Genomic DNA, 3,661 nt, shown 5'->3' with positions numbered 1-3,661 from the left:
GGCACCGCGAGCCCGGCGTCCTCGAGCACCGCCTCGACTGCCGCGAGCACCTCGTCTCGCAGGGTCTCGGGCGCGACGGCGACGCCGTCCGCGGCGAGCGCATCGGCGGCCGGGTCGGCGTCGAACAGCTCGCCGACGAACGGCCACAGGTCGGCGAGGGCGCCGGTCATGCGGCGGTGCGACTCGTCGGTGCCGAGGCCGAGGCGCAGCGTCCACAGGGTCGCATGCTCGGCGTGGTAGGCCACCTCTTTGACGGCCTTGGCTGCGATCGCCGCGAGCTGCGGGTCTGTCGACGCGGCGAGCCGCCGGTACAGCGCTCCGAAGTACAGCGAGGCGACCAGCTGCCGCAGGATCGTGAACGCGAAGTCGAGCCCTCCCGCACCGTTGGGCAGCTCGAACAGCCACCGGCTGCGGAACTCCGGCTCGTCACGGAAGTACGCGAGGTCGTCCTCGTTCCTGCCCCACGCCGAGCCGGCGTACGTCAGCAGTGCCCGCGCGTGGCCGAGCAGGTCGAGTCCGATGTTGCCGAGGGCGACGTCCTCCTCGAGCTCGGGGGCGTTGGAGATCCACTCCCCCAGCCGTTGCGCGAGCATGAGCGCGTCGTCGCCGAGCCCGAGCGCGTAGCGCGCGACAGCGTCGGTCGGCACGGCTGCGGTGGCGACGGATGCCTCGGCAGCGGCTGGGGCCACGCGGCCAGAGGCTCCGCCCGACGCGCCAGCGGCGGGTGGAGGGGCCGTGGGGGCCGTCTTCTGCCGAAGTGAGAGGCGGTCGATCATCGGGGCCTCACAGGTGCGGCACGTCGGCCGAGGCCGTGTACGCGGTCGGGTAGCGGTAGTCCTTGCCCTGCGGCGACTCGAAGAACGCGCCGCGCGCGTCGGGGTCGGATGCCGCGATCGCGGCCGAGGGCACGACCCAGATCGACACGCCTTCGCCGCGGCGGGTGTAGAGGTCGCGCGCGTTGTGGAGGGCGAGCTGCGCGTCGGGCGCGTGGAGCGATCCCGCGTGCACGTGCGACAGGCCTCGTGACGAGCGTACGAACACCTCCCACAGCGGCCACGTCTCGCGCCGCCCGCCGTCCGTTGCTGAGCTCGCCGAAGCACCGGGGCCGGTCATGACGCCACCCCCTCAACCGACAGGCGAGACTCGGTGCGTCTCGTCTCGCCTCGCTCGCTCGACGACCGTTCGGCGTACGCGCGGGCGGCCTCGCGCACCCACGCGCCGTCCTCGTGAGCGCGGCGGCGCTTGGCGATGCGGATGCTGTTGGCCTGACCGCGACCGGCGAGCACGGCGCGGAACTCGTCCCAGTCGAGCTCGCCGTAGTCCCAGTGGCCGCGCTCCTCGTTCCACCGCAGGTCGGGGTCGGGGAGCGTCACGCCGAGGATCTCGGCCTGCGGCACGATCATGTCGACGAAGCGCTGACGCAGCTCGTCGTTCGAGAAGCGCTTGATGTTCCACGCCATCGACTGGGCCGAGTTGGGCGAGGCGTCATCGGGCGGTCCGAACATCATGAGCGCCGGCGCGTACCAGCGGTTGACCGACTCCTGCGCCATCTCGCACTGCGCCTCGGTGCCGTTCATGAGGGCGAGGAGGATCTCGAAGCCCTGGCGCTGGTGGAACGACTCCTCCTTGCAGATGCGGATCATCGCGCGCGCGTACGGGCCGTACGACGCGCGGCACAGCGGCACCTGGTTGCAGATCGCGGCGCCGTCGACGAGCCAGCCGATGGAGCCCATGTCGGCCCACGTCGGCGTCAGGTAGTTGAAGATCGACGAGTACTTGGCTCTGCCGGTGAGCAGCTGGTCGTACATCTCCTCACGGGATGTGCCGAGTGTCTGCGCGGCCGAGTAGAGGTACAGCCCGTGCCCCGCCTCGTCCTGCACCTTCGCCATCAGGATCGCCTTGCGCTTGAGACTCGGAGCGCGCGTGATCCAGTTGCCCTCGGGCTGCATGCCGATGATCTCGGAGTGCGCGTGCTGCGAGATCTGCCGCACCAGCGTGCGGCGGTAGGCCTCGGGCATCCAATCAGCGGGCTCGATCTTGTCGTCGGCCGCGATGATCTCGTCGAAGCGCGCCTGCCCGTCCGCGTCGACGTCGCGGGCGATGATCGCGGTGCTCATGGCGCCTCCTCGCGCTACTTACCGGTCGTTCAGTAATGCTACTCTTGCGTTCCATGAGCGGCAACACGGCGCACGCCGCAGCCACGACGTTCCGCAAGGGGAACGGCCGCATCGACCGCGCGCCGTACGACCTCGACACCGTGCTCGACATCGCCGTCGCGACGTTCAATGAACGCGGGTACGAGGCAACCGCCATCAGCGTCCTCGCCGAGCGTCTGGGCACCAGCAAATCCGCCCTGTACTACCACGTCAGCGGCAAGGAAGAACTGCTGCGGCGTGCACTCGATCGCGCCCTGGACGGGCTCGAGGCCGTGGTCGAGGCATCCGCCGCCGTTCCGGGCACGGCCGCAGATCGGCTGGAGTACGTGCTTCGCGGTGCGGTGCGCGTGCTCGTCGGAGAGCTCCCGTACGTCACGCTGCTGCTGCGCGTGCGCGGCAACACCGACGTCGAGCGCGATGCCATCCGCCGCCGCCGCGAGTTCGACCACCGCGTGTCGGAGCTCGTCGACGCGGCCCACGCCGAGGGATCTCTTCGCGCCGACCTCGACTCGGGCACGACGTCGCGGCTGCTGTTCGGCATGATCAACTCCATCGTCGAGTGGTACCGCCCCGGCGGGCCACTGGATGCCGAAGCCCTCGCCGACGCGACCGTCTCGGTCGCTCTTGACGGCCTCCGCGCCCGCTGACCCACGTTCCCGCGTTCCCACGTTCTCGCTTTCGCGAAAGCACCAGTTCCTCACCCGACTCGCCGTGCCGAGGCACCCGCCACCCGCGCGCCGCCGTCGCCGACTGGTTTTTCGCACCCGCACCCGGAGAACCGGGGTCCCCCACCGGGAAACCGAAGGTTCGGCTACTCCTTCGCCACCAGGGTCAGCACGTCGTAGGTGGCGACGACCTCGTCGCGCTGATTCACAAGCACGGCGTCCCAGCGCACCTCGCCGTACTCCTCGCTCTCGCGCGGGCTGATCTGCTTCGCGGTGAGGGTCACGCGCACCTCGTCGCCGGGCGACACCGGGGTCAGGAACCGCAGGTTCTCGAGGCCGTAGTTCGCGAGCACCGGGCCCGGATCGGGGTCGACGAAGAGGCCTGCCGCCCACGACAGCAGCAGGTAGCCGTGAGCCACGCGACCCGGGAAGAAGGGATTCGCCGCAGCGGCCTCCTCGTCCATGTGCGCATAGAAGCGATCGCCCGTGAACTCGGCGAAGTGCTCGATGTCGCCGAGCGCCACGGGCCGCGGGTCCGACACGACTCGGTCGCCCACCCGCAGCGACGCGAGGGGCTTGCGGAACGGGTGGATGCCGTCATCAGCGGCCGCCCCCGCACGCCACTGCCCGGTCAGTCCGGTGAGCACGTCGGGCGACCCCTGGAGCGCGGTGCGGCGCATGTAGTGCAGCACCGAGCGGATGCCGCCGAGCTCCTCGCCGCCGCCTGCGCGCCCCGGTCCGCCGTGCACGAGGTGCGGCATCGGCGACCCGTGCCCGGTCGACGATCGCGCGACCGAGCCGTCGAGCACGAGCACGCGCCCGTGCCACGGCGAGATGCCG

The 3,661-nt window shown here is 70.9% G+C and carries 5 protein-coding genes; 1 reads left to right on the top strand and 4 read right to left on the bottom strand.

Annotated features, from left to right (window positions below; all coding sequences use genetic code 11):
• The 3 genes from paaC to paaA form a co-directional block, all read right to left on the bottom strand.
• The coding region (gene paaC / locus EIO58_RS14405; protein WP_205789297.1) for a 1,2-phenylacetyl-CoA epoxidase subunit PaaC at positions 1–689 on the bottom strand (689 nt) is incomplete at its 3' end.
• A 94-nt stretch (positions 690–783) separates the two neighbouring features.
• A complete protein-coding gene (paaB, locus tag EIO58_RS14400) occupies positions 784–1,113 on the bottom strand; it encodes a 1,2-phenylacetyl-CoA epoxidase subunit PaaB (RefSeq protein WP_127820110.1) in 330 nt (109 codons plus the stop codon).
• Positions 1,110–2,117, bottom strand: a complete 1,008-nt coding sequence (paaA, locus tag EIO58_RS14395) for a 1,2-phenylacetyl-CoA epoxidase subunit PaaA (protein ID WP_127820109.1) — start codon at positions 2,115–2,117, stop codon at positions 1,110–1,112. The genes paaB and paaA overlap by 4 nt, the downstream gene beginning before the upstream one ends.
• Before the next feature lie 53 nt (positions 2,118–2,170).
• On the opposite strand from paaA, the gene EIO58_RS14390 reads away from it, so the two are divergent.
• Positions 2,171–2,803, top strand: a complete 633-nt coding sequence (locus EIO58_RS14390; protein ID WP_127820108.1) for a TetR/AcrR family transcriptional regulator — start codon at positions 2,171–2,173, stop codon at positions 2,801–2,803.
• A 164-nt stretch (positions 2,804–2,967) separates the two neighbouring features.
• Here the strand turns inward: EIO58_RS14390 and EIO58_RS14385 are convergent.
• Positions 2,968–3,661 (bottom strand): MaoC/PaaZ C-terminal domain-containing protein (locus EIO58_RS14385; RefSeq protein WP_205789295.1); only part of this gene is annotated, 694 nt, incomplete at its 5' end.

Source organism: Microbacterium sp. CPCC 204701 (genome assembly GCF_004010105.1).
Lineage (GTDB): Bacteria > Actinomycetota > Actinomycetes > Actinomycetales > Microbacteriaceae > Microbacterium.
Note: the sequence above shows the minus strand (reverse complement) of the source record. Positions and strands in the feature narration are given on the sequence as shown.